The 26,450-nt window shown below is 76.5% G+C and carries 30 protein-coding genes; 14 read left to right on the top strand and 16 right to left on the bottom strand.

The window, feature by feature from the left end:
• Positions 1-814: substrate-binding domain-containing protein (locus AB0J00_RS17595; protein ID WP_357747083.1), on the bottom strand; the 814-nt coding region annotated here is incomplete at its 3' end.
• Between the two features lie 146 nt (positions 815-960).
• Positions 961-1,833: a DeoR/GlpR family DNA-binding transcription regulator gene (locus AB0J00_RS17590; protein ID WP_357747081.1), complete on the bottom strand. Its 873-nt coding sequence runs from the start codon at positions 1,831-1,833 to the stop codon at positions 961-963.
• Positions 1,834-1,960: 127 nt separating this feature from the next.
• Between AB0J00_RS17590 and AB0J00_RS17585 the strand changes: the two genes are divergently transcribed.
• From AB0J00_RS17585 to AB0J00_RS17555, 7 genes are all read left to right on the top strand, one after another.
• Positions 1,961-2,770 carry a sulfotransferase gene (locus AB0J00_RS17585; RefSeq protein WP_357747078.1) on the top strand — a complete coding sequence of 270 codons (810 nt, stop codon included), beginning with the start codon at positions 1,961-1,963 and terminating at the stop codon, positions 2,768-2,770.
• Positions 2,771-2,807: 37 nt separating this feature from the next.
• Positions 2,808-3,257, top strand: a complete 450-nt coding sequence (locus AB0J00_RS17580) for an SRPBCC family protein (RefSeq protein ID WP_357747076.1) — start codon at positions 2,808-2,810, stop codon at positions 3,255-3,257.
• A gap of 66 nt (positions 3,258-3,323) precedes the next feature.
• Positions 3,324-4,493 carry an FIST N-terminal domain-containing protein gene (locus AB0J00_RS17575; RefSeq protein WP_357747074.1) on the top strand — a complete coding sequence of 390 codons (1,170 nt, stop codon included), beginning with the start codon at positions 3,324-3,326 and terminating at the stop codon, positions 4,491-4,493.
• Positions 4,490-7,213, top strand: a complete 2,724-nt coding sequence (locus tag AB0J00_RS17570; protein ID WP_357747072.1) for an EAL domain-containing protein — start codon at positions 4,490-4,492, stop codon at positions 7,211-7,213. Before AB0J00_RS17575 ends, AB0J00_RS17570 begins: the two co-directional genes overlap by 4 nt.
• A 46-nt stretch (positions 7,214-7,259) precedes the next feature.
• On the top strand, positions 7,260-8,105 hold the full coding sequence (locus tag AB0J00_RS17565; protein ID WP_357747071.1) for an NAD-dependent protein deacetylase: 846 nt from the start codon (positions 7,260-7,262) through the stop codon (positions 8,103-8,105).
• Entirely contained in the window at positions 8,102-8,401 is a 300-nt protein-coding gene (locus AB0J00_RS17560) for a biopolymer transporter Tol (RefSeq protein ID WP_357747068.1), read from the top strand. The genes AB0J00_RS17565 and AB0J00_RS17560 overlap by 4 nt, the downstream gene beginning before the upstream one ends.
• Before the next feature lie 16 nt (positions 8,402-8,417).
• A complete protein-coding gene (locus AB0J00_RS17555) occupies positions 8,418-9,335 on the top strand; it encodes an MSMEG_6728 family protein (RefSeq protein WP_357747065.1) in 918 nt (305 codons plus the stop codon).
• A gap of 5 nt (positions 9,336-9,340) precedes the next feature.
• Here AB0J00_RS17555 and AB0J00_RS17550 read toward each other — a convergent pair whose 3' ends face one another.
• The gene (locus AB0J00_RS17550; RefSeq protein ID WP_357747062.1) at positions 9,341-10,204 is read right to left on the bottom strand and encodes a phosphotransferase; all 864 of its coding nucleotides are present in this window, start codon (positions 10,202-10,204) and stop codon (positions 9,341-9,343) included.
• Positions 10,205-10,215: 11 nt separating this feature from the next.
• A complete protein-coding gene (locus AB0J00_RS17545) occupies positions 10,216-10,590 on the bottom strand; it encodes a VOC family protein (protein WP_357747059.1) in 375 nt (124 codons plus the stop codon).
• A gap of 105 nt (positions 10,591-10,695) precedes the next feature.
• On the opposite strand from AB0J00_RS17545, the gene AB0J00_RS17540 reads away from it, so the two are divergent.
• The gene (locus AB0J00_RS17540; protein WP_357747056.1) at positions 10,696-11,247 is read left to right on the top strand and encodes a YbaK/EbsC family protein; all 552 of its coding nucleotides are present in this window, start codon (positions 10,696-10,698) and stop codon (positions 11,245-11,247) included.
• 24 nt (positions 11,248-11,271) lie between these two features.
• On the top strand, positions 11,272-11,427 hold the full coding sequence (locus tag AB0J00_RS17535; RefSeq protein WP_357747052.1) for a hypothetical protein: 156 nt from the start codon (positions 11,272-11,274) through the stop codon (positions 11,425-11,427).
• Positions 11,428-11,432: 5 nt separating this feature from the next.
• Here the strand turns inward: AB0J00_RS17535 and mscL are convergent, their stop codons facing one another.
• From mscL to AB0J00_RS17500, 7 genes are all read right to left on the bottom strand, one after another.
• A complete protein-coding gene (mscL, locus tag AB0J00_RS17530) occupies positions 11,433-11,858 on the bottom strand; it encodes a large conductance mechanosensitive channel protein MscL (RefSeq protein ID WP_357747049.1) in 426 nt (141 codons plus the stop codon).
• A 48-nt stretch (positions 11,859-11,906) separates the two neighbouring features.
• Positions 11,907-12,539, bottom strand: coding sequence for a Flp pilus assembly protein CpaB (gene cpaB / locus AB0J00_RS17525; protein WP_357747046.1), 633 nt, complete (start codon positions 12,537-12,539; stop codon positions 11,907-11,909).
• A gap of 106 nt (positions 12,540-12,645) precedes the next feature.
• On the bottom strand, positions 12,646-12,972 hold the full coding sequence (locus AB0J00_RS17520; RefSeq protein WP_357747044.1) for an FmdB family zinc ribbon protein: 327 nt from the start codon (positions 12,970-12,972) through the stop codon (positions 12,646-12,648).
• 182 nt (positions 12,973-13,154) lie between these two features.
• Positions 13,155-13,907: a GNAT family N-acetyltransferase gene (locus tag AB0J00_RS17515; RefSeq protein ID WP_357747041.1), complete on the bottom strand. Its 753-nt coding sequence runs from the start codon at positions 13,905-13,907 to the stop codon at positions 13,155-13,157.
• Entirely contained in the window at positions 13,904-15,184 is a 1,281-nt protein-coding gene (locus AB0J00_RS17510; RefSeq protein WP_357747039.1) for an MFS transporter, read from the bottom strand. The genes AB0J00_RS17515 and AB0J00_RS17510 overlap by 4 nt, the downstream gene beginning before the upstream one ends.
• A gap of 33 nt (positions 15,185-15,217) precedes the next feature.
• Positions 15,218-15,862, bottom strand: a complete 645-nt coding sequence (locus tag AB0J00_RS17505) for a GntR family transcriptional regulator (RefSeq protein ID WP_357747036.1) — start codon at positions 15,860-15,862, stop codon at positions 15,218-15,220.
• Between the two features lie 68 nt (positions 15,863-15,930).
• Complete coding sequence (locus AB0J00_RS17500; protein WP_357747033.1) at positions 15,931-16,779, bottom strand: SDR family oxidoreductase; 849 nt, start codon at positions 16,777-16,779, stop codon at positions 15,931-15,933.
• Between the two features lie 106 nt (positions 16,780-16,885).
• Between AB0J00_RS17500 and AB0J00_RS17495 the strand changes: the two genes are divergently transcribed.
• The 4 genes from AB0J00_RS17495 to AB0J00_RS17480 are packed head-to-tail and all read left to right on the top strand — an operon-like array spanning position 16,886 to position 19,848.
• Entirely contained in the window at positions 16,886-17,803 is a 918-nt protein-coding gene (locus AB0J00_RS17495) for a helix-turn-helix domain-containing protein (RefSeq protein ID WP_357747031.1), read from the top strand.
• Positions 17,800-18,249, top strand: a complete 450-nt coding sequence (arr, locus tag AB0J00_RS17490) for an NAD(+)--rifampin ADP-ribosyltransferase (RefSeq protein ID WP_357747028.1) — start codon at positions 17,800-17,802, stop codon at positions 18,247-18,249. Before AB0J00_RS17495 ends, arr begins: the two co-directional genes overlap by 4 nt.
• 43 nt (positions 18,250-18,292) lie before the next feature.
• The gene (locus AB0J00_RS17485) at positions 18,293-18,775 is read left to right on the top strand and encodes a MarR family winged helix-turn-helix transcriptional regulator (RefSeq protein WP_357747025.1); all 483 of its coding nucleotides are present in this window, start codon (positions 18,293-18,295) and stop codon (positions 18,773-18,775) included.
• Between the two features lie 44 nt (positions 18,776-18,819).
• Entirely contained in the window at positions 18,820-19,848 is a 1,029-nt protein-coding gene (locus tag AB0J00_RS17480; RefSeq protein ID WP_357747022.1) for an LLM class flavin-dependent oxidoreductase, read from the top strand.
• On the opposite strand, the gene AB0J00_RS17475 is transcribed toward AB0J00_RS17480, so the two are convergent.
• The 5 genes from AB0J00_RS17475 to AB0J00_RS17455 all read right to left on the bottom strand — a co-directional run bounded on the left by AB0J00_RS17475 (position 19,831) and on the right by AB0J00_RS17455 (position 25,479).
• On the bottom strand, positions 19,831-20,544 hold the full coding sequence (locus AB0J00_RS17475; protein WP_357747019.1) for an AAA family ATPase: 714 nt from the start codon (positions 20,542-20,544) through the stop codon (positions 19,831-19,833). The two genes, AB0J00_RS17480 and AB0J00_RS17475, sit on opposite strands and share 18 nt — an antisense overlap.
• Positions 20,545-20,685: 141 nt before the next feature.
• Positions 20,686-22,206 (bottom strand): carboxyl transferase domain-containing protein, encoded by a 1,521-nt coding sequence (locus AB0J00_RS17470; protein ID WP_357747016.1) that lies wholly within the window; start codon positions 22,204-22,206, stop codon positions 20,686-20,688.
• On the bottom strand, positions 22,203-23,387 hold the full coding sequence (locus tag AB0J00_RS17465; protein ID WP_357747013.1) for a CoA transferase: 1,185 nt from the start codon (positions 23,385-23,387) through the stop codon (positions 22,203-22,205). Before AB0J00_RS17465 ends, AB0J00_RS17470 begins: the two co-directional genes overlap by 4 nt.
• A 108-nt stretch (positions 23,388-23,495) precedes the next feature.
• The gene (locus tag AB0J00_RS17460; protein WP_357747010.1) at positions 23,496-24,827 is read right to left on the bottom strand and encodes an SLC13 family permease; all 1,332 of its coding nucleotides are present in this window, start codon (positions 24,825-24,827) and stop codon (positions 23,496-23,498) included.
• A gap of 58 nt (positions 24,828-24,885) precedes the next feature.
• The gene (locus AB0J00_RS17455) at positions 24,886-25,479 is read right to left on the bottom strand and encodes a 5-formyltetrahydrofolate cyclo-ligase (RefSeq protein ID WP_357747007.1); all 594 of its coding nucleotides are present in this window, start codon (positions 25,477-25,479) and stop codon (positions 24,886-24,888) included.
• Between the two features lie 27 nt (positions 25,480-25,506).
• Here AB0J00_RS17455 and AB0J00_RS17450 point away from each other — a divergent pair, with 27 nt between their 5' ends.
• A complete protein-coding gene (locus tag AB0J00_RS17450; protein ID WP_357747005.1) occupies positions 25,507-26,442 on the top strand; it encodes a UTP--glucose-1-phosphate uridylyltransferase in 936 nt (311 codons plus the stop codon).
• Positions 26,443-26,450 lie beyond the last annotated feature (8 nt).

Genomic DNA, 26,450 nt, shown 5'->3' with positions numbered 1-26,450 from the left:
TCGCGTCGATGTCCGGGTTGGACTGCAGCAGCTGCTCGGCGACCTGCTGGCCCTTCGACCGGTCGAAGTCACCGGTCTGCTGGGCGACGACCTTGATGCCGGAGTACTTGGCCTTGACCTGGTCCAGGAAGCCGGAGGTGCGCAGGTCGGTCACGTTGTTGCCCGAGGAGCCGAGCAGGATCGCGACGTTGGCCTTGCCGTCGGTCGCCTTGTCCATGGCGTCGGCGGCGCGCTTGCCCTGGTCCTCGAAGTCCGAGCCGATGAAGGCCAGGTAGTCGGTGCAGGCGGTGTTGGTGACCTTGCGGTCGATGGTCAGCACCGGCACGCCCTTGGCCTTGGCCGCGGCGAGCGCCGGGTCGAGGCCGTCGGAGTTCACCGGCGCCACGATCAGCGCCTGGGCGCCCTGGTTGAGCAGGTCCTGGATGTCCGAGATCTGCTTGGTGAGCTGCGCGTTGGCGTTGGTGACCAGCAGCTTGCCGACGCCGACCTTCGCGGCCTCGTCCTTGATGGACTGGGTCTCGGCGGCGCGGAAGGCGGCGGTGTCGGGCTCGGACTGCGAGAACCCGACGGTGGCGCCCTTGAGGTCGATCTTCTGCATGCCGTACTTCTCCAGCGTGCAGCCGGTGCCGGCGGCGGCGGTGGAGCTCTTCGCGGTCTGCTGCGCGGCGGCGGAACCGCCCGAGCTGCTGCTGCCCGCGTCGTCGTCCTCTCCGCTGTTGGCGCACCCGCTGAGGGCGAGCGTGGCCGCGGCGGCGACGGCGAGGAGGGCCGACGGGCGCAGTGCGCGGCGTCGGAGGGTGGTGCTTCCAGTCATGCGTCTGCTCCCTGGGCGAGGCGTCGTTGCCTTGTGCGGGCACGACGTCCCGCGTCTCAGGATCGAACAGGATCGAACAAGAGGTCGCAAGGGAACCGAACATCACGGTCTGGTCACGCAACCGTTGCCACGGCGTGCGGGAGCCGTCAGCCGGCGGCGGGCACCGGGGCCACGGCGAGCCGGCCGACCCGGTGGGTGAGCTCCTTGCGGGCGTGCTCGGGCAGGCCGGAGTCGGTGACCAGGACGTCGACCTCGCCGAGCGGGGCGATCGTGCTCAGCCCGACCACCCGCCACTTCGACGAGTCGGCCACGACCACCACCTGGCGGGCCGAGGCCATCAGCGCCCGGTCGGTCTCGCACTCGACCAGGTTGGGCGTGGTCAGCCCGGCGTGCTCGTCGATGCCGTGCACGCCGAGGAACAGCCAGTCGACGTGCAGCCCGCGCAGCGCGCCGACCGCGACCGGGCCGACCAGTGCGTCCGACGGGGTGCGCACGCCTCCCGTGAGGACGACGGTGCGGTCCTCGCGGGCGTCCTCGTGCAGCAGCCGCGCGGCGGCCAGCGAGTTGGTGACGACGGTCAGGTCGGCGACGCCGAGCAGGGCCTGGGCGACCGCGTAGGTGGTCGTGCCCGCCGACAGGGCCACCGAGTCGCCCGGCTCGACCAGCGCGGCGGCCAGCTCGGCGATCGCGGCCTTCTCCGCCTGCGCCATCGCCGACTTCGCGACGAACCCCGGCTCGTCGGTGCTCCGGCCGTCGAGCGCGGTCGCCCCGCCGTGCACCCGGGCGACCAGCCCGCGCCCGGCGAGGGTGGCGATGTCCCGGCGGACGGTCATCTCCGAGACGCCCAGCTGGGTGACCAGCTCGCTGACCCGGGCACCGCCGTGGGCCCGCACCGCCTCGAGGATGTGCTCCTGCCGCTGGCGGGCGAGCATCAGCGCCGACCCGCCGCGGGACGACCGCGCGGGGTCGCCGGCCGAGGGCCGGTGCGCGCCGTCCCGGTGGCCTCCGGCTGCGTCCATGCCCGCCAAGGTAGCCGCCCGCCGGGCCGCCGGACCCCCTCCCGGCCCGCTTCCTCACCCCCTGCGGAGCGCCGTCCGGCCGCCGGCCCGCCAGGACAGCAGGTCGCCCGGGCGCTACCTTCCGCTCGTGTCGCCCGGTCCCGGACAGCTGCCGCGGCTGTTCGTCGTCGGCTGCCCGCGGTCGGGCACGACGCTGCTGCAGTCGTTCCTCGCCGCCCACCCGGACGTGAACTCGTTCCCGGAGACGCACTTCTTCTACCGGCTCGCCGGCACCGGGGACGCGCCCGTCGGCGACGCGCTCCGGCGGGACCTGCCGGAGATCGCCGGCTTCCTCGGCCGCCCCGGCACGACCTGGCCGGACCCGCCCACCGAGCGGGCCACCGCCGCGGCGTTCCTGGCCGCGGCGGAGGAGGTGACCCGTGAGCGCGGCCGGCGCACCTGGCTGGAGAAGACCCCGGCGAACCTGTACGCGATCGACCGGATCGAGGCGCTGGTGCCGGACGCGGCGTTCGTGCACATCGTGCGGGACGGTGCCGACGTGGTCGCCAGCCTCTGCGCGGTGGCCGGCGGGTGGGGGAGCAGCTACACCGTCGAGCAGGCCGTCGACCTGTGGGCGGAGTGCGTGGCGATCACCGCCGCGCACCGCGGCCGGCCGGGGCACGCGGTGATCGGCTACGCGGAGCTCGCCCAGCACCCCGAGCGTGCCCTCGCCGCCGCCTGCGGCGAGGTCGGGCTGCCGTACACGCCGGAGATGGTGACCGGCCGGGCCGGTGCCGCCCGGGCGCTGATCAAGGACTTCGAGAGCTGGAAGGGTGCCAACACCGGCCCGCTGGTCTACCGCCCGCGGGAGCGGTTCGAGCAGGTCTTCGACGCCGCCACCCGCGCCTACGTCGAGGAGCGGGTCGCCGCCGTCGCCCTGCCGGTCCCGGCCGGCTGACCCGGCGCCGGCCGGGCGGGCCCGGCAGGATGGGGCCATGGCTCAGGTCGTCACCACGGCGGAGAAGATCGTGCGGGCCCCGGCGGAGCAGGTGCTGGTCGCCCTCGGCGACTACCTGGGCACCCGCCCGCGGATCCTGCCCGAGCAGTTCACCGAGTACCGGGTCGAGACCGGCGGGCAGGGTGCCGGCACCCGGGTGTCGTGGCGGCTGGCGGCCACCAGCAAGCGGGTGCGCGACCAGGACGTCGTCGTCTCCGCGACGCCCGACGGCAGCGGGCTGGTCGAGACCGACCAGAACTCCAGCATGGTGACCACCTGGACGGTGCACCCCGCCGACGCGGGCGTGACCACCGTCCGGGTGCGCAGCACCTGGACCGGCGCGGGCGGCATCGGCGGGGTCTTCGAGCGCGCCTTCGCGCCCAAGGGGCTGGGCCGGATCTACGACCAGGTGCTCGAGCGGCTGGACCGCGAGCTGGTCACCGGCTGACCTGCCGGTCCCCCCGGAGGGTGAGCACCCATCAGGTGCCGCGCCGCTCCGGTCGACAACCGGGGTGTGACGACTCTCCTCTCCGGTACCGGCACCAGCGAGCTCCCGGCGGCCTCGGACGCGGGCCGCGAGGCGGCCGCGGCCGCTGTCGCGACCCTGCAGGGCACCCCGCCCGCGCTGGTGGTCGTCTTCGCCTCGGTCCGCTACGACCTCGGTGAGCTGCTGGCCGGGATCCGGTCGGTCACCGGTGACGCCCCGCTGGTGGGGTCGACCAGCAGCGGCCACTTCGCCGGTGCGGAGTACGGCCGGCCGGGCTCGGGCGTGGCCGTGCTGGCCCTGGCCGGCGGCGACCACCGGTTCGGCGTCGGCTCGGCCACCGGCCTGGGCGCCGCACCCCGCGAGGCCGGCGCGGAGGTCGTGCGCACCGCCCGGCAGGCCGCCGGCGGCGAGGACCTGCCGTACGCGGCCGTGCTGCTGCTCGCCGACGGGCTGGTGCCCGGGCAGCAGCAGATGATCGCCGGCGCCCACCGGGCCGCCGGGGCGAGCGTCCCGATCGTGGGCGGTGCCGCCGGCGACGACTGGCAGCTCACCCGCACCAGCGTGCTGGTCGGCGACCAGGTGCTCACCGACGCCGTCGTCGGCGTCTGGATCGCCTCCCCGCGACCGCTGACCGTCGCCACCGCGCACGGCTGGGCACCCGTCGGCCCGCCGCAGCTGGTCACCCGCGCCGAGGGCGACGTCATCCACGAGATCGGCGGGCGTCCCGCGGCCGAGGTGTACGCCGGCGCCGTGGACGTCGAGGAGGCCGCCCGCCGCGGGCCGGTCCCGGACGTGGCCATGGAGGCGAGCTCCTACGCGCTGGGCGTGATCGAGCCGGACGGGTCGCACCTGGTCCGGGCCATCTACGTCCGCCCCGACGGGGAGATCAGCAGCTTCGAGCCGGTCGCCACCTTCTCCGCGGTGCAGCTGATGACCGCCGAGCGCCAGACCCTGCTCGAGGTCGTCGACGAGGTGGCCGCGTCGGCGCTGGTGACCGGCGAGGAGCGGGTGCTGCTCACCTTCAACTGCGCCGCCCGGCAGGTCATCATCGGCGACCGCATCGAGGAGGAGGTCGCCCGGCTGCAGGCCGCCGCCGGCGCCGCGACCTGCTTCGGCTTCTACACGTACGGCGAGTTCGCCCGGTCCCGGGGTGCGGGGGGCGTGCACAACGCGACCCTCACCGCGCTGGCGTTGTGACCGGCGTCCGGCCGGGGGGCTGGGTGCCGCCCTCCGCGCCCGCGCAGGACGCCGACGAGCTCCGCGGCCAGCTCCTGGCCGCCCGGCTCGAGGTCCGCGACGCCTACCGCAGCACCGCGGGGCTCATCCGGATGCTCGACGTCATCGGCCAGGGCGGCGCCCCGGCCGAGCTGGCCGCCCGGGCGCTCGAGGCCGTCTCGGAGGTCTTCTCCGCCGACCTGGTGCTGTGGGTGCGCGCCACCGGCGACGAGCTCGACGTCGTCTCCTCGTGCGGCTTCGGCGACGCGCACGAGCCGCGGCTGCCCGACCTGCCCGGGGCCGACGGGCTGTTCGCCTCGCCCGCCGCCCGGGTGTGGACGGCGCCCGCGGGGCAGCCGCCGACCGTGGTCGCGGGCGTGCCGGTGCAGTCGGTGGTGCACGTGCCGGTGCGCGTGGGCCCGGACCGGGCCGCCGCCCTCGTGCTGCTGCTGTCCGGCGGGTCCGGGTTCGACGGCAGCGACCTGCCGCTGCTGCAGTCGGTGGCCGAGCGGCTGCGCTCCTCGCTGGAGGACGCCGAGCGCCGTGGCGCGGTCGAGCACCTCGCCGCCGAGGGACCCGTGCTCGCCCGGCAGCTGGACCGGGCGCCGCTGTTCCAGGAGACGGTGCGCATCCTCGCCGACGTCACCGGCGCGGCGTGGACCAGCGTCGTCGCGGTCACCGACGGCCGCGCCCACCTGGAGACCAAGGGCCTCCGGCCGGACGACGACACGACCCGCTGGCCGCGGCCGGTCGAGGAGCTGAGCGCCTGGGCCGACGCCTGCCGCGGCGCCGTGCACGTGACCGACGACGTCGCCGGGGCGCTGGCGGTCGACCTGCGCGGCGCGGCGCGCTCGCTGCTGGCCGCGCCGGTCCTCGTCGACGGTGAGCCCGTCGCCCTGCTGTACGCGATGCACCCGCGGCCGGGGGTGTTCAGCTCCGCGGCGGCCGACGCCGCCCAGCTGCTGGCCGGCTACGTGGCGGCGGCGCTGGTCAACGGCCGCCTCTACCGCGCGCTGTCGGACAGCGAGCAGCGCCTGCGGGTGCTCACCGACGCGATCAGCGACATGGTCGCCGTCGTCACCCCGGACGGGACCGTCGGCTGGGCCTCGCCGTCCTACCGGCGCGGGCTGGGCCAGGAGCCGGCCGCGCTGGTGGGCCGGTGCTGGCCGGACGCGGTGCACCCCGACGACGAGGCACTCGTGCGCGACGCGCTCGCCCGCTGCCCGCAGGTGACCAGCGTCGAGCACCGGGTGGCCCTCGGCACCGGCGGCTGGGCCTGGGTGGAGACCACCCTGGCGCCCACCCCCGGCGACGACGGGGTGGTGCTGTCCTCCCGCTTCGTGGGTGACCGGCGGGCGCTGGAGGCGGAGCTGCGCCGCCAGGCGACGCACGACTCGCTGACCGGACTGGCCAACCGCGCGCTGGTGCGGCAGACCCTGGCCGAGCTCGTCGCCCCGGGCCACCGCGCGGACCCGGTGGGCGTGCTGTTCTGCGACCTCGACGAGTTCAAGGCGGTCAACGACCGGCTCGGGCACGAGGCCGGCGACGACCTGCTGCGCCAGGTCGCCGACCGGCTGCGCGAGTGCGTCCGCCCCGGCGACCTGCTCGCCCGCCTCGGCGGCGACGAGTTCGTCGTCGTGCTGCCCGACGTCACCGGCGACCGCGCGCTCGCCGCGGTCGGCGAGCGGGTGCTCGCCGCGCTGCACCGGCCCTTCCACCTGGGCAGGGAGACCGTCCGGGTCGGTGCCAGCGTCGGCGGCGTGCTGGGCCGCCCCGGCGACGCGGTCACCGACCTGCTCCGGGACGCCGACGCGGCGATGTACGAGGCGAAGCGGGCCGGCCGCGGGCGGGTGCAGGTCTTCGACGCCCCGGCCGCGGCCCGGTCGGTCGAGCGGCTCTCGCTGCGCCAGGAGGTGCAGGGGGCGCTGCAGCGCGGGGAGCTGCGCGTCGTCCACCAGCCGATCGTCGCGCTGGCCTCCGGCCGGGTCGAGGGCTTCGAGGCGCTGCTGCGGTGGCGGCACCCCGTCCACGGCGACGTCCCGCCGGACGTGTTCGTGCCGCTGGCCGAGGAGACCGGCGCGATCGGCCCCATCGGCGACTGGGTGGTGCGGGAGGCGTGCTCCCGGCTGGCCGGCTGGCACCGGCTGACCGGTTCCGACGCGCTGACCGTGTCGGTCAACCTCTCGGCCGTGCAGCTCGACGACCCCGGCTGCGTCGACCGGGTGCTCGCCACCCTGGCCGCCCACCGGGTGCCGCCCGGGCGGCTGCGGCTGGAGGTCACCGAGAACCTGGAGAAGACCGCCGCCCAGCTCGCCCAGCTGCACCGGCTCCGCGGGGCCGGCGTCAGCCTGGTCGTCGACGACTTCGGCGTCTCGTACTCCAACCTCGCGCACCTGCGCGACCTGCCGGTCGACGCGCTGAAGATCGACCGGTCGTTCGTCGCCGCGCTCGGCGACGAGCCCGCCGACCAGCGGCGCGGCATCGGGCGGGGGATCGTCCGCGCGGTGCTCGCGCTGTCGGAGGCCGCCGGCCTGGACGTCGTCGCCGAGGGCGTGGAGACCGAGGAGCAGCGGGCCACGCTGCTGTCCCTCGGCTGCCGCCGGGGGCAGGGCTGGCTGTTCGCCCCGGGGCTGGTGGCCGACGACGTCACCGGGCTGCTGGTGACCGGCGGGGTGCTCGGCGCGGACGCCGCGACCGTCTGACCGCCCGGCACGGGCGCGCCGGGCGATCGGCGGGGACGATGGGCCGGTGACCGCAGCACCTCCCACCGTCGAGGGCGTTCCGGCGCTCGCCGACCTGCTCGTCGACGGCGGCGCGCTCGTGCTCTCCGGCGCCGGGCTCTCGACCGACTCCGGCATCCCCGACTACCGCGGTGCCACCGGTTCCCTGCGCCGGCACACGCCGATGACCTGGCAGACGTTCACCCGCGACCCGCGCGGCCGGCACCGCTACTGGGCGCGCAGCCACGTCGGCTGGCGGCAGATCGCCCAGGCGCGGCCGAACGACGGGCACCGCGCCGTCGCGGCGCTGCAGCGGGCCGGCGCGGTCGGCGACGTGATCACCCAGAACGTCGACGGCCTGCACCAGGCCGGCGGCGCGACCGGCGTGGTCGAGCTGCACGGCGGCCTGGACCGCACCGTCTGCCTGGGCTGCGGCGACGTCGGCTCCCGCGCGGGGCTCGACGCCCGGCTGCGCGCGGTCAACCCCGGCTTCCGCCCGGACGCCGGCGACGAGGTAAACCCCGACGGCGACGTGGAGCTGCCCGACGAGGTGCTCGACGGGTTCGTGATGGTCGACTGCCTGGCCTGCGGCGGTGGGCCGCTCAAGCCCGACGTCGTCTTCTTCGGCGAGACCGTGCCCCGCGACCGGGTCGACCACTGCTTCGCGCTGGTCGAGCAGGCCCGCTCGCTGCTGGTGCTCGGCTCCTCGTTGACGGTGATGAGCGGCTACCGGTTCGTCATCGCCGCGGCCAAGCGCGGCATCCCGGTCGCCATCGTCAACTCCGGCACCACCCGGGGGGACGCGAAGGCCGACGTGAAGGTCGACGCGCCGCTGGGCCGGGTGCTGCCCGAGCTGGCCCGCCGGCTCGCGTGAGCCGCGAGGTCGAGCACACCGACGACGGTCGCTGGATCGTCGTCGACGGCCGGCGCTGGCGGACCGCCGACCCGGCGCTGCCCGACGACGTCCGGGCCCACCTGCTGCACCACCTCGGCGTCGCGCGGTCCGGGGTGCGCGCCGCGCGGGGCGACGACGCGGCGGTCGCCGCGCACCGGGCCCGGGTGCAGCTGGCGAAGACCGGGCTGGGGGAGCGGGGCACCCCCTGGTGGGAGCAGGACGACGAGGAGCGCCGGGAGCGCTGGACGGCTGCCCTGCGGGAGCTCGGCGACTGAACCAGGATGGTCGCTGATGCAGACCTTCCTCCCGGTCGCGGACTTCACCGAGACCGCCCGGCTCCTCGACAACCCCCGCCTCGGCAAGCAGCGGGTGGAGTGCCTCCAGGTGCTGCGGGCGCTCGAGCTGCCCGACTACGGCTGGGCCAACCACCCGGTGGTCGCCATGTGGCGCGGGTACACCGCCGGGCTGGTCGTCTACTCCCTGGCGATGGTGCGGGTCTGGCGGGAGCGCGGGTTCGCCGACACCACCGAGACGCTGATCAGCGAGTTCGCGCCGGACGCCGCGCGGATGACCCAGGCCGAGGCGGCCGCCGCCGGGCTGCTGCCCAGCTGGGTCGGCGACGAGGAGCTGCACCTCTCGCACCGGTCGAACCTGCTCGCCAAGGACCCCGGCTTCTACCGCCCGCTGTTCCCCGGCGACCCCGACGACCTGCCCTACAAGTGGCCGGGCCCGGACGACGTCCCGCCCGCAGCCGCGCCGGAGGGCGTGCGGGTGTGGGTCTTCCGGCCGCGGGCGCACAACGAACTCGGTGCGGCCCTGGCCACCGGGATCGTGGGGCTGGGCACCCAGGCCGGGGTGGACGTCGACGCGACCGGGCTCTCGCCGGCCGAGCTGCGGGCGCTGGCCAAGGAGCTGTCGGACAAGCGGCCGAGCAAGGACCTGCGGCAGCTGTCGACGTTCCTCGACGAGGTGCGCCCCGGCGACCTGGTGGGGCTGCCGGTCGAGCACGGCGCCGGGCTGCTGCTGGGGGAGGCGGTCGGCGGCTACCTGTTCGCCGGCCGGGAGCTGCTGCCGCACCGCCGGCCAGCCCGCTTCGACCGGGTGGTGCCGCGCGCGGCGGCCCGGCCGCCGGCGACGCTGCAGGACCCCCGGGCGCTGTTCCAGGTGGTGCTCGACCCGGCCGTCGTGCCCGGGGGGCTCCGCCGCTGACCCGGTCAGCCCGCCCGGGCGAGGCCGGTGCCCACCTGGGCGACCGCGGCCGCGAGGCGCTCCCGGGCGACCGGCAGGTCGGCGGGCTCGCGCGCTGCGTGCACGAACCACCAGGCCGCCGCGTGCAGTCGCCGCAGGTGCAGGAACGGGGCCAGCTCGTCGTCGCCCGGCGCGGCCAGCGCGTCCAGCGCCGCCCGGCCGTCGAGCCGGGTGGTGAGGCGCAGGCAGGCGAGGTCCCAGCCGACCGGGCCCCGGCAGGTGTCCTCCAGGTCGGCCCAGACCCAGCCGTCCGCGGTGGCCAGCAGGTTGCCCGGGTGCGCGTCGCCGTGCAGCGGCTGGACCGGGCCGGTCAGCAGCGGGCGCAACGCGTCGACGAGCGCGCCGGTCTCGGCGACCAGGCTGGGGTCGGCGCCCAGGCCCACCCCGGCCGTGGCGAACGCGGCGAGGTCGTCGAGCGGGGTGTCCAGCGGCGAGCCGGTCCAGCCCGGGTCGACGTCGGCCAGCACGGCGAGCAGGTCGGCGAGGGTGCGGCCGGCGACCTCCGGCGTCGGCTGCTCGGGGCGCAGCTCGGCGTACCGCCAGAACGTCAGGCTGGACCCGTCGTGCTGGTGCGGACCCGGCGGGAGCAGGTCCGTGGGTGCGAGCACGGGGGCGCCCGCCGCGCCCAGCGCGGTGGCCAGCGCGAGGTCACGGCGCTGCGGGCGGGCGGCGTCCGGGCGCAGCAGCGGCGTCCAGGTGGCCACCCGCGCCACGACCGGGGCCGGCGCCAGGTGCACGACGGCGTTGACCCGGTCGGAGAGCAGCACCGGGTCCTCGACCCGCAGGCCGTGCCGGCGGGCGGTGGCCACCGCGGCGGCCACCGCCCGCACTGGCCGATCCGTCACTCCGGCGGCGGCGGCGGGACGTCCCAGACCAGGCAGAACGGGTGGCCGACCGGGTCGGCGTAGACGCGGAAGTCGCCGCCGCCCCCGGGCAGCCGCCGCGCGCCCAGCGCGAGCACCTGCGGCTCGGCCTCGTCGACGTCGGCGACGCGGACGTCGAGGTGGAACTGCTGCGGGCGGGCCGGGTCGGGCCAGTCCGGCGGCACCAGGTCGGGGGCGCCCTGGAAGGAGATGCGGTAGCCCGCGCCGGTGATGGTGACCCAGTCGTCGCCCGGGTCGCCCTTGACCTCCATGCCGAGCAGCCCGGCGTAGAAGGTGGCCAGGGCGTGCGGGTCGGGCGCGTCGATCACGATGGAGTGCAGCTGGCCGATCATGCCGCCATCCTCGCGGCGCGGTGGCGCCGCGCACCACCGGGATCCCTGCCACGGACCGCAGCACCCCGGCCGGGGGCCGGCGCGGGGATGGGCTTCGATCAGGTCATGACCGACCCCGCCCCAACGCTCGGCACGCTCACCTGGGAGCCGGTCGCCGCGCGGACCGACCTGCTGGCCGCCCCGGTGGCCGCGGCCCTGCCGGCGCTGACCGGCCCCGCGTGGGTCGCACCCGTCGACGACGAGCTCGCCGACACCGGGGCGTTCACCGAGGCCTACGGGGTGCCGGCGGCCGCCTCGGCCAACTGCGTGGTCGTCGCCGCCCGCCGGTCCGGGGCCACGACGCTCGCCGCCTGCCTGGTGCTGGCCACCACCCGGGCCGACGTGAACGGCCTGGTCCGCCGGCACCTGGGTGCCCGGAAGGCGTCGTTCGCGCCGCAGGACGTCGCGGTCGCCGAGAGCGGCATGGCCTACGGCGGCATTACGCCGGTCGGGCTGCCGGCCGGCTGGCCGGTGCTGGTCGACCGGGCCGTCGCCGACAGCGAGCTGCTGGTCATCGGCTCGGGCACCCGGGGCAGCAAGCTGCTGGTTCCGGGGTCGGTGCTCGCGGCGCTGCCCGGTGCCGAGGTGCTCGACGGGCTGGGCCAGCCGCTGGACTGACCGCCGCGTCCTACCCTCGGGGGCGTGTCCGAACAGCCGACCGACCCCCGCCCGGCGCCGGCCCGCCCCGAGCGGGCCCCCGACGACAGCGACGTGGGCTGGGGCGAGCGGGTGACCGACCCGGACGACGACGAGCGCCGCTACCTGGAGGACCGGCCCCCGCACTGGGGCAGCGACTGACCGGCTCAGGCGCGGTGGCGCGCCTCGGGCTCGGGAGCCGGCGGCCGGCCCTGCTCGCCGCGCAGCAGGTCGCGGATCTCGACCAGCAGCTCCACCTCGCTCGGGCCGGAGGGGCCCGGCTCCTGGTTCGTCGCCCGCCGGTGCACCAGCCGGCGCATCGGCAGCACGACCAGGAAGTAGACGACCGCGGCGGTGATCGCGAAGCGGATCACCTGCCCGATGAAGTCGCCGTAGGCGAAGTCCTGGCCGGCGACCGAGAACGAGGCGCCGCTCCTGCCCTCGTCCGTGCCGGTGAAGACCGCGATGAGCGGGTTCAGGAACGACTCGGTGAACTGCTGGACCACCGCGCTGAACGCGGCGCCGATGACCACGGCGACCGCCAGGTCGACGACGTTCCCGCGCAGCAGGAAGTCCTTGAAGCCCTTCAGCACGCCTGACTCCTCGGTGGCGGTGGGTCACGCGCTGGGCGCACCCGGTGATCACGGTCGGCCGAGGGTAACGGTGAGCGTGCCGGTCGCCGCGGCGGCCGCGAGACCCGCGGCGGTGTCCGGGTCGACCGCGAGCACCAGCAGCCCGCCGTCGCCCGCGCCCGGGGAGCCGTCCGTGCCGGGCGCCGCGGCGGCGAGCACCAGCGCGCCGGCCGCCACCACCCGGGCGCCCGGGTCGGACCCGGTGGCCAGCACGTCGACCCGGTCGCCTTCGCGCAGCAGCGTGCTCACGGCGAGGTCGGCCAGCCGCACGGGCGCCGCCACCTGACCCGGTGGCACCTGCGACCACAACCGCGGGCCGACCACGCGCACGTCGGTGACCGGCTCGCCCCGGCGCACCGGCGCGGCGAGCACCTGGCCGGTGAGCCGGTCGGGTGCGGCGGCGGTGCCGTCGGGCAGCGCGCTGCGCGGCCAGCGGGCGACGGCCAGGTCGGCGGCGCGCAGCGGGGCGCCCGGGCTCAGGTCACCGGTGGCGACCACGACCGGGGCGGTCGGCGGCGGGCCGGCCGCGGCCTCCCGTGCCGGTGGGCGCAGGGCCAGCAGCAGCGCGCAGCAGGCGAGCAGGGCCGCCGCGGCGCGGCGCAGGGCGAGGACCGGGGAGCGGGGGCGGCGCAGCCGGGGCATGCACCCACCCTCGGCCGGTCAGCCCGTCGGGACCAGACCGCGACCGGACCTGTGGACCCGGCCGCCCGGTGTGGACGGCCGGGCGCGCACGGTCCGGCGTCCGTGCTCAGGCGTCGGCGGCCTTGCTGCCGCTGGACGAGCTGCTCGAGGTGGTGCTCGAGGAGGTGCTGGTGGACGACGACGAACCGGCGTCCTTGCTGCTGCTGCTGGACGACGAGCCGGTGGTCGCCGCCGTCGAGCTGGTCTCGGACTTGCGGCTGTCGGTGCGGTAGAAGCCGGAGCCCTTGAACACGACGCCCACCGAGCCGTAGACCTTGCGCACCGGGGCGCCGCACTCGGGGCACTCGGTCACCGCGGGGTCGGTGAACGACTGCACGCGCTCGAACTCGTGCTTGCCCTCGGGGTTGGTGCAGGCGTACTGGTACGTGGGCACGGCGGCAGAACTCCTCGTCCGGGTGGTCACCGGGCTGGCACTCGCACCCGGCGACTGCCAATCATGCGCCGTGGGGCATGCATTCGTCCACGCCTGCCGGCGAGCGTCACGTTCGCGTCGCACGGCGGTCGGACCGGCACGGCTGTCGGGTACGCGCCAGCGGTGGCGCCGCCGGTGCCCGCCTACGGGACGCGGTGGCCGGAGAAGCGCACGGTGCGGCGGACCCGGAAGCCGAGACGTTCGTAGAGGCGGCGGGCGCCGTCGTTGCCGGCGACCACGTGCAGGAAGGGCCGGTCGCCGCGGTCGACGACGTGCCGCACCGCGGTCTGCACCAGCAGCGCGGCGTGGCCGCGCCCCCGGGCCTCCGGTGCGGTGCACACCGCGCTGATCTCGGTCCAGCCGGGCGGCCGCAGCCGCTCGCCGGCCATCGCCACCAGCGCACCGTCCTCCCGGACACCCCAGTAGGCACCGAGGGCCACGGTCCGGGGCCAGAACGGGCCCGGGCGCGTGCGGGCGGTGAGGTCGAGCATCTCCGGGACGTCGGCCTCGCCCAGCCGGACGACGTCCACGTCGGGCCGGGCCGGGACCGCGGCGGCGTGCCGGCCGGCCACCATCTGCAGGCCTGCCAGGCCGAACACCGGCGTCCACCCCGCCGGCGGCGTCGCGGGCGCGGTGAACAGGTCGGCCAGCCCGCCCGGGCCGACCAGCGCGGCCAGGTCGGCCCAGTCGGCGGGGGTCGGGTCGCCCGGCACGGCCGCGAACGTGGCGACGTCGGGGAGGTAGGTCGCGGTGCGCCCGAGCCGCCGCGCGAGGTGGGCGTGGTGGCCCCGCAGCGACTCCCCGACGGGGTCGTCGAGGACGGCGGCGTCGGCCGTGGGCAGGTCCTCGAGCGACGGCCCGGAGGTGCCGACCGCGCTGGTGTCCCCGCCGGTCATGCGGGCTCCCCGGCGGTGGCCGCGCCCTTCGGCCGGCTGAGCAGCAGGCTGGGCACGAGCGCGAGGGCCACCAGCCCGCCGGCCAGGCCGAGCGCGGCGAAGCTGCTCGCGGCGACGACGACGCCGCTGCCGATGCCGCCGGTGGCACCGGCCAGGGCGACGCACAGGTCGACGGTCCCCGCGGTGCGGGCCCGGTGCTCCAGCGGCACGGCGGCGGTCAGCAGCGCGGTGCCGGCGAGCAGACCCAGGTTCCAGCCCAGGCCGAGCAGCACGAGGGCGACCGCGAGGAGGGCGACCGAGTCGTCGGGTGCGGTGGCGGCGAGCAGGCCGGCGGCGAGCAGCGTGAGACCGGCGGCGGCGATGACCGGCCGTCCACCCACGCGGTCGACGAGCGCGCCGGTGAGCGGGGAGGGCAGGTACATCGCCGCGATGTGCAGGGCGATGACGAGCCCGGCGGCCCCCAGGCCGTGGCCGTGGGCGAGCATGTGGACCGGGGTCATGGTCATGATCGCGACCATCACCAGCTGGGTGACGACCATCGCGGTGGCGCCGAGCCGCAGCAGCACCGCGTCCGTCGTCGCGTGCGCCCCGGCCGCGCCGCCGGCGGTCGCGGCCCGCGCGGCCTCCGCGGCGACGGCCCGGGCGGTCAGCAGCGGATCCGGCCGCAGCCGGACGCTGACGACGACGCCCGCCAGCGCGTACGCCGCGGTGGCCAGGAGGAACGGGCCGGCCAGCTCGGGGACGCCCACCGCGGCGGCCACCGACCCCATCGGCCCGACCAGGTTCGGGCCGGCGACCGCGCCCAGGGTGGTCGCGACCAGCACGGTGCTCACCGCGCGGCCGCGCCGGGCGGGGGACGCCAGGTCGGCGCCGGCGTAGCGGGCCTGCAGGTTGGTGGCCGTGCCGGAGCCGTACAGCAGCAGTGCGACCATCAGCAGCGGCACGCTGTCCACGACGGCGGCCAGCACCACCCCGGCGCCGCCGACGGCACCGACGAAGTAGCCGGCGGCCAGGCCGGGCCGCCGACCGGACCGCTGGGACAGCCGGCCGACGCCCAGCGCGGCCGCGGCGGAGCCGAGGGTCAGCAGCGCGGAGGGCAACCCGGACAGCCCGGTCGAGCCGAGCATGTCCTCGGCGATCAGGGCGCCGACGGTGACGCCGGCGGCCAGCCCGGCGCCGGCGAGCACCTGGGAGACCAGCAGCACCCGCAGCGTGCGCCGCTGGAGCGCCGCGACGTCCGCCGCGGAGGTGACGGGCGGGGACGAGGGGGTGGTCATGCGCCGGGCTCCTCTCCGGGCAGCGCCCGCACCTCAGGCCAGCCCGTAGCGCGGCGCGGGCTCGTGGGTCAGGTGGGCGTGCAGCAGGCCGGCGAAGCGGTCGAGGTCGCCGTGCCGGGCCGAGTCGACCAGCGCGCGGTGGTCGTCGACGATCTCCCGGGCGTGCGCGTCGATGGTCGCCAGGCTCCGGTGCAGCATCGCCGCCTGCCGGTTCCGCAACCGGTCGGCGACGTCCAGCAGCAGGCGGTTCCCGCCGACCTCGACGAACGCGCGGTGGAAGGCCGTGCACAGCTCCACGAAACCGTCGCGGTCGGCCTCCCGGACCGCGGCCTCCTGCGCGTCGACCAGCGCGTCCAGCCGGGTGCACGTCCGCGCGAGGGCCTCGGCCGAGGCGGCGCGCACGCCACCGGTCTCGAGCAGGTGCCGGGCTCCGGCCAGCTCCTGACCGTCCTCGGCGGTGAACGTCCGGACCAGCGCGCCGCGCTTGGGGTAGATCGTCACCCAGTCCTCCTCGGCCAGGCGCAGCAGCGCCGCGCGGACCGGGGTCCGGCTGGTGCCGAGCGCGGCGGCGAGGGCGTTCTCGCTGAGCATCGACCCACCGGGGTGGGTGCCGTCGACGATCTGGTCGCGGATGACGCGGTGCGCGCGCTGCGCCGCGGTCTCGTCCTCGGTCGTCATCCCGCTCCCGTCATGGACACGACTGGGGTCCTAGTCAGGCCGCCCCGGACGTGCGCCCCCGCCGCGGCTCACCCGGCGCGCAGCACCTGCTCGAGTGGGGTGGCCGGGTGGCCGGTCAGCTCCGGCACGTCGGTCGTGACGGTGGCCAGCGACCCGTCGGCGATGGCGGTGTAGGTCGACACCCAGGCGTCCAGCTGCCAGTCGGGTGCGCCGAGGCCCGAGCGGGAGGCGTACGCCTCCTCGACGGTCTCCGGCACGTAGCTGACCGGACGTCCGCGGACGGCGGTGAGCGTGGCGGCGACCTCGGCCAGGGTCAGCGGCGCCGGACCGGTGAGCTCGTACACCCGGTCGGCGTGCGCGGCCGGGTCCTGCAGGACGGCGGCCGCCGCGTCGGCGATGTCGTCCTGGGCGACGAGGGCGACCCGGCCGTCGCCGGCGGGGCCGCGGAGGACGCCGTCCGCGCCGACCAGGGCGGGCACGAAGTCGGCGTACAGGTTGTCGCGGAGGAACGTGGCCGTGAGCCCCCTGTCGGCGACGTGCTGCTCGGTGGCCCAGTGGTCGCGGGCCAGGGTGAACGTGGCGTCCGGTGCTGCGCCGGCGAAGGACACGTAGACCAGGTGCCGGACGCCGGCGGCCACCGCCGCGTCGACGAACGTGCGGTGCTGCGCGACCCGGTCGGGCGCCTCCGACGCCGACACCATCAGCACCGTCCCGACGCCGGCCAGCGCGGCCTCGACCGCCGGCGCGTCCGCGTAGGACGCCGGGACGGCGACCGCCCCGGGCAGCCGCGGCGCGCGGGCGGGGTCGCGGGCCAGCAGCCGCTGCGGGACCCCGGCGGCGGCCAGCCGCCGGGCGATGCGGCCGCCGAGCCGGCCGGTGGCTCCGGTGACGGCGACGGGCGGGGCGGACGGCGGCATGCGGAACGGCTCCTCGGGCTGCTGGGTCGGGGTGGGACGCGGACTCCCCGCCCGTCCGACGCTAGGGAGGGAACAGCCGGCCGCCGAGGTGCGCTCGGGTCCGGTGATGGACAGAAACGGACAGCGAGCCGCTCCGGTCATCCCGGAGGTCGGCTTCGCCGCGCCCGCCGGCAGCCCGCCCGGGGTCGAGGTCCTCCCGCTCGCCGAGCTGCGGACGCGGGTCGACGCGTCCGTCCTGGCGGCTCCGCAGCGGCCCGCCTTCCACCACCTGGTCTCCGTCACGTCCGGCGAGCTGCAGCACACGGTGGACTTCACCCGCCACGGCGTCGCGGCGGGGGAGTGGCTGTGGGTGCGCCCCGGGCAGGTGCAGCAGTGGCACGACCTCGCGCGCGCCGAGGGGGTCCTCGTGCTCTTCGAACCGGACTTCCTGGACCCGGCCACCACCGAGGCGGCGGCGCTGGGCGATCCGCACGCTCCCGCGCTGCTGGTCCCGCCGGCCGACGACGAGGCGGTGGTGCGCGAGGCCGTCCGGCACCTGCAGCACGCGTTCGACCAGCCCCGGACGCTGCCGCCGGACGTCCAGGTGGTGGTGCTGCGCCACCTGCTGGCCGTCCTGGTGCTGCGGCTGGCCCACCTCGCCGGCGCAGGCGGCACCCCGGCCGGGCCGCTCTCGGACGTCTTCCTGGCCTACCGGGACGCCGTCGAGCGGGACGTCACCCGCGTGCGCCGGGTCGAGGACCACGCCCGTGCGCTGGGCTGGTCGCCGCGCACGCTGTCCCGGGCCACGACGCGGGCCGTGGGGGTCGGTGCCAAGGAGTACCTCGACCGGCGGGTGGTGCTGGAGGCCAAGCGGCTGCTGGCGCACAGCGACCGGTCGGCCGCCCAGGTGGCCGTCCAGCTGGGCTTCGCCAGCGCCACCCAGTTCGGCGCGTTCTTCGCCCGACGGGTGGGGACCAGCCCGCTGGCCTTCCGCGCGCGGGTCCGCGGGTCCGTCCCGGGCGGTCCGGCGTCATCGCGGCCGTGACCACGCCCGGCCCGGTGACCTACGAGCACTGCGCGCACGTGCGCGGGCCGTTCTTCCACGGGACGAAGGCGCTGCTCGCGCCGGGCGACGAGCTGGTGCCCGGGTACGGCTCCAACTACCAGGCCGGCCGGGTGATGGACCACGTCTACTTCGCCGGGGCGGTGGAGACCGCCGTCTGGGGCGCCGAGCTCGCGACCGCGCTCGCCGGGACCGGGGAGCGCGGGCACGTCTACGTCGTGGAGCCGCTCGGTCCGTTCGAGGACGACCCGAACGTGACCGACAGGCGGTTCCCGGGCAACCCCACGCAGTCCTACCGGTCCCGCTCCCCGTTGCGCGTCGTCCGCGAGGTCGTCGACTGGGAGGGGCACCCGCCCGACGTCCTGCAGGCGATGCTCGACGGGCTGGCGCGGCTGCGGGAGCAGGGCCGCGACGTCATCGAGGACTGACGGCCGGCCGCTGCCGCGGCGACGGGCCGGTACGGTGCCGCGCGTGACGCCTCGGTGGCTCGACGACCAGCAGCAGGAGACGTGGCGCACCTGGCTGGCGGTCTCCGAGCTGCTGCCCCGCACGCTGGACGCGCAGCTGCAGCGGGACGCGGGCCTCACCCACGCCGCCTACGTGGTGCTCGCCATGCTGTCCGAGGCGCCCGACCGCAGCCGCCGGATGAGCGACCTGGCCCGGGTGGCCAACCAGTCGCAGAGCCGGCTGTCGCACACCGTCGCCCGGCTGGAGGAGCGCGGCTGGGTCCGCCGGGTGAAGGCCACCGAGGACCGCCGGGGCAACGTCGCCGTCCTCACCGACGCCGGCTGGGACGTCGTCGTCCGGGTCGCCCCCGGGCACGTCGACGCGGTGCGCGAGTCGGTCTTCGCCGCGCTCACGGCCGAGCAGACCACCGCGCTGCGGGAGGCGCTGTCCGCCGTCCTCGAGCGGCTGGACCCCGACCACACCCTGCGGGTGGACGCCCCGGACTGAGCGGACCGGGAAGCCGCGCCGCCCGGCCGGTGTTGCCGCCGGTGATGAGCGAGAACCCGCTGCCCCTGTCCGTGCTCGAGCTGGCCACGGTCGGCACCGGGCAGACCACCGCGGACGCCCTGGCCGCCACCGTGCAGGTCGCGCAGGCCGCCGACCGGCTCGGCTACACCCGCATCTGGGTCGCCGAGCACCACAACATGCCGGCGGTCGCGAGCACCAACCCGCCGGTGCTGATCGCCCACCTCGCCGCGGTCACCGAGCGGATCGCCGTCGGCTCGGGCGGGGTCATGCTGCCCAACCACGCGCCGCTGGTGGTCGCCGAGCAGTTCGCCCTGCTCGAGGCGCTGCACCCCGGGCGGATCGACCTGGGCATCGGCCGCGCGCCCGGCACCGACCAGCCCACCGCGCTCGCGCTGCGCCGCGACCCGAAGCTGCTGGCGGCCGAGCAGTTCCCGCAGGACCTGCTCGACCTGCTGGGCCTGTTCGGCGACGAGCGGGTCGAGGGCGGGCTCAGCGAGCGGTTCGCCGCGACACCGGCCGCCGCCTCGGCGCCGCGGGTGGTGCTGCTGGGCTCCAGCGGCTTCTCCGCGCAGCTGGCCGGCCAGCTCGGGCTGCCGTTCACCTTCGCCCACCACTTCGGCAGCCCCAACACGCTGGCCGCCGTCCAGCTCTACCGGGACAGCTTCCGGCCCGGGCCGCTGCTCGACCGGCCGTACACGGTCGTCACCGCCAACACCCTGGTCGCCGAGACCGAGGACGACGCCCGCCGGCTGGCGCTGCCCGGCCAGCTGATGCGGCTGGCGATCCGCACCAACCGGCTGCGCCCGGTGCCCTCGGTGGCCGACGCCCAGGTCGACCCGGAGCGGGCCGCCGCCGAGGCGATGCCGAGCAACGCGGTGATCGGCGACCCGCGGCAGGCGGTCGCCGAGCTGCGCCGGCTGGCCGCCGACACCGGCGCCGACGAGCTGACGGTCACCGCCTCCACCCACGGGGTCGCCGAGCGGGTGCACAGCCTGGAGCTGCTGGCCGACGCCTGGGGCGTCGGGACGGCGGCGTCAGCGCAGGTGGCGTAGGAAGGCCTGCGGCGCGTCGAGGAACTGCCGCCAGCTGACGGTCAGCTCCAGCTCGTCCCAGCGCGCCGGGCGCAGACCCCAGTCGCCGACCTCCAGGATCGTCGCGCCCGGCAGCGCGGCGACGACGGGGGAGTGGGTCGCGACGACGACCTGGGCGCCGGCGGACACCAGGTCCAGCAGGTGGGCGACCAGCGCCAGCGAGCCGCCGAAGGAGAGGGCGGCGTCCGGCTCGTCGAGCAGGTAGACCCCCCGGCCGGTGGCCCGGCTGCCCAGCACGGACAGGAAGCCCTCGCCGTGCGACAGCTCGTGGAAACCGCCCTCGCCGGTCGACTCCAGGTAGCTGTACAGCCCGTGCATCGTCTCGTCGCGGAGGAAGTAGCCCCAGCGGGCGGCGCCGGGGCTGCGCTCGACGACCAGGCCCAGCGACTCCGGTTCGGTGCGCCGGGTGGCCAGCCGGGTGTTCACCGAGCCGCCCTCGGGGTTGAGGCCGAGGGTGACGGCGAGCAGCTCCAGCACCGTCGACTTGCCCGAGCCGTTCTCGCCGACCAGCACCAGCGCGCCGGCGGGGAGCTCCAGCCCCTGCTCGGCGAGCTGGGCGACCGCGGGAACGGTCAGCGGCCAGCGCCCCCGCTGCTCGCGGGTCGGTGGCGGGGCGCCGGGATCGGGCGTGATGCGGCGGATCGGGCGGTCGTCCACGCGGCCATCCTGGCGGCCGGGTACGACGTCCGCCCGCACCCGCCCGCCGTCCCCCTGCACCACCGGCTGACCGCCCGCACCAGCGTTGGTGCGGGGGGGACAGCCGGTGATCAGGTCACCTGATCACCGCTGGGGACGGCGTCAGCTGCGGCCGAGGTGGCGCCAGCGGCGGGCGCGGGTCTGCCGCCGCTCGCCGTCGTCCCGGCTGAGCAGGCCGGCGAGCTCCTCGGCCAGCACCCGGCCCAGCCGCCGGCAGAACGCGTCCGGCTCGTCGGCGGCGTCCGGCCGCTCGGGCACCACCCGGTCGACGATGCCGGCACGCCAGAGGTCGGTGGCCCGCACGCCCTGCTGCTGCGCCATGACGTCGGCGTGGTCGAGATCGCGGTGCACGATCGCCGAGGCACCCTCCGGCGGCAGCGGGCCGAGCCAGCCGTTCGCCGCGGCCAGCACCCGGTCGGCCGGCACGAGGGCCAGCGCCCCGCCGCCGGTGCCCTGGCCGAGCAGGACGGCCAGCGTGGGCGCCGGCAGGGTGACCAGGTCGGACAGGCAGCGGGCGATCTCCCCGGCCAGGCCGCCCTCCTCGGCGGCCGCCGACAGGGCAGCCCCCGGGGTGTCGATCAGCGTGACCAGCGGCAGCCGGAGCTCCGCGGCCAGCCGCATGCCGCGCCGGGCCTCGCGCAGCGCGGCCGGCCCCAGCGGCGCCGACAGCGACTGGCCGCGCCGGTCCTGGCCGAGCACCACGCACGGCGCCCCGCCGAAGCGCGCCAGCGCCAGCAGCAGCCCGGGGTCGGACTCGCCGGCGCCGGTGCCGTTCAGCGTGACCACGTCGGTCGCCGCGGTGCGCAGCAGCCGCCGGACGCCGGGGCGGTCGGTGCGCCGCGAGGCGGTGACCACCTGCCAGGCGGTGCGCCCGTCCTCGGGGTCGTCGGCGTCGGTGCCGTCGCCGGGCACCGGTCCCTCGACCGGGGCGTGCCGGTGCCAGGTGCGGCGGGCGGCGAGCACCCGGAGCGCCCGGTCGGCGACGTCGGCGATCTGCCGCGGTGGCACGACCGCGTCGATCAGCCCGCGCGCGGCCAGGTTCTCCGAGGTCTGCACGCCCTCGGGGAACGGCTCCCCGTACAGCGCCTGGTAGACCCGCGGCCCCAGGAAGCCGATGGCCGCGCCGGGCTCGGCGATCGTCACGTGGCCGAGCGAGCCCCAGGAGGCGAGCACCCCGCCGAACGTCGGGCCGCGCAGGTAGACCAGGTACGGCAGCCCGGCCTCCTTGTGCCGGGCGATCGCGTGGGTGATGCCGACCATCTGGAGGAACGCGACGGTGCCCTCCTGCATCCGGGTGCCGCCGGACACCGGGGAGGCCAGCAGGGGCAGCCCCTCGGCGGTGGCCCGCTCCACGGCGGTCATCAGCCGCTCGGCTGCGGCCACCCCGATCGAGCCGGCCAGGAAGCCGAACTCCCCGGCGACGACGGCCACCCGCCGCCCCTGCAGCGTGCCCTCGCCCGTGACGAGGGCCTCGTCCTGCTGGGTCCGCTCCGTCGCCCGGGCCAGCTCCCGGGCGTAGTCGTCGTCGACCGCGCGCGGCGGCACGGGGGTGTCCCAGGACTGCCAGGAGCCGGGGTCGAGGACGAGGTCGCGCAGCCCCCGGGCGTCCAGCCGCTCGGTCACGCGCCGTCGGCCAGCCACGCGCGGATCGCCTCGCCGTCGGCACCGAGCACCGGCGGCGGGGTGTGCTCGCGGCGGGTGGTCTCCGTCTCGCCCTCCGGGCCGGGCGCGAAGAACCGCAGCGGCGGGCCGGGCAGCGTCAGCGGGCCGGCGGTCGGGTGCTCGACGGTGATCGCCAGACCCTGCGACCGCACCTGGTCCCAGGCGTACACCTCGTCGAGGGTGCGGACCTTGCCCGCCGGCACGCCCGCGGCGTCGAGCCGGGCGAGCAGGTCGGCGGCCGGGATGTCGGCGAAGGTGCGCTCCAGCAGCTCGATCAGCTCGGCACGGTGCTCGACCCGCTCGCCGTTGGTGGCGAAGCCGGGCGCCTCCGGGTCCAGGCCGAACTCGGCGCACAGCCGCCGCCACAGGCCCTCGCTGCCGCAGGAGAGCTGGACGAACCCGCCGGCGCAGTGGAACAGGCCGTAGGGGGCGATCGAGGGGTGGTGGTTGCCCTGGGCGCGGGGCACCCGGCCGGCCACGGTGTGCGCCGTCCCCTGGAAGGCGTGCACGCCGACGACCGAGGCGAGCAGCGACGTGCGGACCACCTGGCCGCGGCCGGTGCGCTCCCGCTCGAACAGCGCGGCGAGCACCCCGTACGCGCCGTACATGCCGGCCAGCAGGTCACCGATCGGGACGCCGACCTTCTGCGGGTCGTCCGGGCCCGACCCGGTCAGCGACATCAGCCCGGCCTCGCCCTGGGCGATCTGGTCGTAGCCGGCGCGCTGCCCCTCCGGCCCGTCGTGCCCGAACCCGGAGATCGACAGCTGGACCAGCCGCGGGTTGAGCTCGGCCAGCACGTCGGTGCCGAAGCCCAGCCGGGCCAGCGTGCCGGGGCGGAAGTTCTCCAGCAGCACGTCGGCGCGGGTGAGCAGCTGCCGCAGCACCGCCTTGTCGCCGTCGTCCTTGAGGTCGAGGGTGATCGACTCCTTGTTCCGGTTCGCGGAGAAGAAGTACGTCGACTCCCGCTCGGCCCCCTCGGGGGTGACGAACGGCGGCCCCCACCCGCGGCTGTCGTCGCCGCTGCCGGGGTTCTCCACCTTGATCACGCGGGCGCCGAGGTCGCCGAGCATCATCCCGGCGTGCGGGCCGGCCAGGGCGCGGGTCAGGTCGACGACGAGCACGCCGTCCAGGGGGCCACTCACGGCAGCGGGGGTTCCTTCCATCGGGGGTCGGGTCACCCTCTCACCGGCGCGGGGCCGGGGAGGGGGCGTCTGCCATCGAGCGGCAGGCCTGGGTCACGAGCGGGCGGCTCACAGCCAGCCGGGCACCACGAACACCAGCCAGGCGATCAGCGGGCCGGCGACCACGACCGCGCCGGAGTAGCCGAGCATCTGCTTGTAGAAGCGGTCCCGGTCGACGTCCTGGGTGTTGGCGAGCACCAGCGCCCCGTTGGTGGAGAACGGGCTGACGTCGACGATGGTCGAGGCCACCGACAGCGCGGCGACCACCCCGACCGCGCCGATCTCCCCGGCGGACAGGAACGGCACGGCCAGCGAGATGGCCACGCCGATGATCGCCGTCGACGACGCGAACGCCGAGACCACGGCGCCGATGTAGGCCAGCAGCAGCGCCACCAGCAGCGGGCTGCCCAGCGCGGTGACACCGCGGCCGACGTACTCGATGGTGCCGGCCTCCTGCAGCACGAACACGAAGGTCAGCACGCCGGCGATGAGGAGCACGGTCGACCAGCTGATCTGCATGACCGCGCCCTTGTGCCGGGCGGCGGAGAACAGCGCCAGCACGGTGGCCACGGTGATCGAGACGAAGCCGATGTCCAGGTCGAACGCCAGCGCCAGCACGGCGAGCGTGACCAGGCCGACGAGGGTGAGCACCTGCTCGGTGTCGACCCGGGGGCGGGTGGCGGTCGTGCTCGTGCTGCCACCGACGTCGGTGCCGTGGTCGCGCAGCGGCGCCGGGTGGCCGCCGGCCGCGGCCAGCTCGCGCTCCTCGGCGTCCAGGTCGTCGCCGATGCGCCGGCCGATCAGCTGCCGCCCGCCGAACAGCACGAACAGCACCGCGGCGATGGCGAGGTTGAAGAACAGGCTGGCCAGGAAGACGGTGACCGGGCTGCTGGTGAGGTCGTTCTCCTCGACGATCTCGTTGACCGTGACGCCGTAGACGCTGATCGGGGAGAACCCGCCGCCCTGCGCCCCGTGCACGACCATCATCCCCATCAGCAGCGGGTTGATCCGGTGCCGGGCGGCGAACCCCAGCGCGATCGGCGCGACGATCGCGACGGCGGCGGGGGAGAGGGCGCCGATCGCGGTCAGCACCGCGGTGACGGCGAACATCACCCACGGGATGAACGCCACCCGGCCGGCGACCAGCCTCACCGCGCCGCGCACCAGCAGGTCGACGGTGCCGTTGTTCTGCGCGATCGCGAACAGGTAGGTGACGCCGATCAGCGTCAGCACCAGCTCGCCGGGGAAGCCGGCGATGATGTCGTCGGTCGACAGGCCCACCGACAGCGTGCCCACCAGGAACGCGGCGACGAACGCGAGCGCGCCCATGTTGATCGGCAGCGCCGTGGCGATCGCGAAGATCGCCACCAGCGCGAGGATCGAGATGACCTCAGGTGACACGGACGGCTCCCACGGCGTCGGGGGTGGCCCGGCCGACCCTACTGGCGGGGGACCCGGCTCACCTGGGGGGACGCAGGTCCCGCCAGCCGCCGCCGGGGGTGACCACCGCGGACACCGGCCGGTCGTGCTCCCCGGCGGGCAGCACGTCGATGAGCTCGTCGTCGTAGACCAGGGCCACCAGGACGGCGTCCGGGCGGGCGTGCGGCAGCGCCCGGTCGTAGTAGCCGCCGCCGCGCCCCAGCCGGGTGCCGTCCCGGGCCACGGCGAGCGCCGGCACCAGGATCACGTCGGCGTCGGCGAGCGTGGTCGGGGGCTGCCGTGGGCCGGTGGGCTCGAGCAGCCCGAACCGACCGGTGGCCAGCGTGCCGTCGTCCTCTGCCCAGAGCAGCTCGCGCCCCGTCTCCGGGACGACCGGCAGCAGCACCCGGCCGACCGTGGGCCGCAGCGCGGCGGGCAGCCGGCCGGCACCGGGCTCGTCCTCCAGCGGCACGGTGGCCGCGACCACCGGGACGCCCACCAGTTGCGCGAGCAGCGCCGCGCACAGCGCGTCGGCCGCCGCGGCGCGGTCGGCCGCGGAGCGCGCGGACCGGCCGGCCAGCAGCGATGTGCGCAGCATCGCCTTGCCGTTCACCACGTCGGGGGAGTCAGCCACGCCCGCAGGCTAGTTAGGCTGCGCGGCATGTCGAGCCCTGACCCCGGACGTCCGGACGCCGCTGCACCTCGGACGACGAAGGCCGTCATCCCGGTCGCGGGGCTGGGCACCCGGTTCCTGCCCGCCACCAAGGCGGTGCCCAAGGAGCTGCTGCCCGTCGTGGACCGGCCGGCCCTGCAGTACATCGTCGAGGAGGCCGCCCGCGCCGGCCTCGCCGAGGTGCTGATGGTCACCGGCCGCAACAAGGGCGCCATCGAGGACTTCTTCGACCGGACGCCGGAGCTCGAGGCGGCGCTGGAGAAGAAGGGCGACCAGGCCCGGCTGGACGCGGTCGCCGAGTCCACCGACGTCGCGCAGGTCTTCTTCGTCCGCCAGGGCGAGGCCAAGGGCCTGGGCCACGCGGTGCTGCAGGCGGAGGCGTTCGTCGGCGACGAGGCGTTCGCCGTGCTGCTCGGCGACGACCTCATCGACGCCCGCGACCACCTGCTCGAGCAGATGCTCGAGGTGCAGGCCGAGCACGGCGGCGCGGTCATCGCGCTGCTGGACGTCGGCATGGAGAACATCGACAAGTACGGCGCGGTCGCGGTCGAAGACCCCGACGGCGACGTCGTGCGCATCACCGGCCTGGTCGAGAAGCCGCCGGCCGACGAGGCGCCGAGCTCGCTGGCGATCATCGGCCGCTACGTGCTGCCGGCGGAGGTGTTCGCCGCGATCAAGGTGACCCCGCCCGGCCGCGGCGGCGAGCTCCAGCTCACCGACGCGCTGCTGAAGCTGGTCGACGACGGCGTGCCGGTGCACGGTGTCGTCTTCTCCGGCCGCCGGTACGACACCGGCGACAAGCTGGACTACCTCAAGGCGGTCGTCCGGCTGGCCGTGGAGCGCGACGACCTGGGCCCGGCCTTCACCCCGTGGCTGCGGAGTTTCGTCACCGACCTGCCCGCCGAGGGCGCGTCGGGGGCCTGACGGCGGGT

Source organism: Modestobacter sp. NPDC049651, from assembly GCF_040659695.1.
In the GTDB taxonomy this organism is placed as follows: Bacteria; Actinomycetota; Actinomycetes; order Mycobacteriales; family Geodermatophilaceae; genus Modestobacter.
The sequence above is the reverse complement of the archived record's forward strand: the minus strand, read 5'-3'. Positions and strand labels throughout refer to the sequence as shown.